The 578-nt window shown below is 76.5% G+C and carries 2 protein-coding genes; both read right to left on the reverse strand.

Annotated features, from left to right (window positions below):
• Window positions 1-339 (reverse strand): M17 family peptidase N-terminal domain-containing protein (locus DZF91_RS22740; RefSeq protein WP_328589195.1); only part of this gene is annotated, 339 nt, incomplete at its 3' end.
• A gap of 59 nt (window positions 340-398) precedes the next feature.
• Window positions 399-578, reverse strand: a 180-nt coding sequence (locus DZF91_RS42205; protein WP_235834483.1) for an adenosylcobinamide-GDP ribazoletransferase, incomplete at its 5' end; no start/stop codon positions are given.

Raw genomic sequence — 578 nt, forward strand, 5'->3', positions numbered from 1 at the left:
CAGCGCCACCGCGACCCGGGTCTTGCCCGCGAGGGCGCGGAGCGCGGCGCCGGCGGCGCGGCGCAGGCCCTCGGCGTCGAGGGCGTCGGCCTCGCCGAGCCCGACGGCGACGATGAGGGCGGCGGGCACGGAGCCCAGGGTCGGCAGCTTGACGACCTCACCGGGCTTGCCGGTGGCGCCCAGCGCCGTCAGGGAGTCGGCCAGTCGGCCGGAGAGGGCCGCGTCGAGGTCGTCGGCGCCGGCCGGACGGACGCCGTCCTCGGCCGGGTGGACGCCGACGACGATCGCGTCGGCGTCGAGGGCGGTCAGGACTGCGCTGTCAAGACTGATGGTCGTCACGTCCTCCGATGTTAGTCCTCCAGGTGACCGGTTTCGCCCTTTTGGATCAAGCATTGCCCTCATCGGACGGCCTGTGTCAGCAGGGCCGCCGCCGTGGCGACCTCGACCAGCGCGCCCAGCACGTCCCCGGTGACCCCGCCGAGCCGCCGGACGGCGTGCCGCAGCGTCGCCGCGGACGCCGCGAGCGCGACCGCAACCGCCGCTCCCGCACGGACCGCGCCGCCCGGACCGTCCACGGC

This window comes from Actinomadura logoneensis (genome assembly GCF_003428695.1).
GTDB lineage: Bacteria > Actinomycetota > Actinomycetes > Streptosporangiales > Streptosporangiaceae > Spirillospora > Spirillospora logoneensis.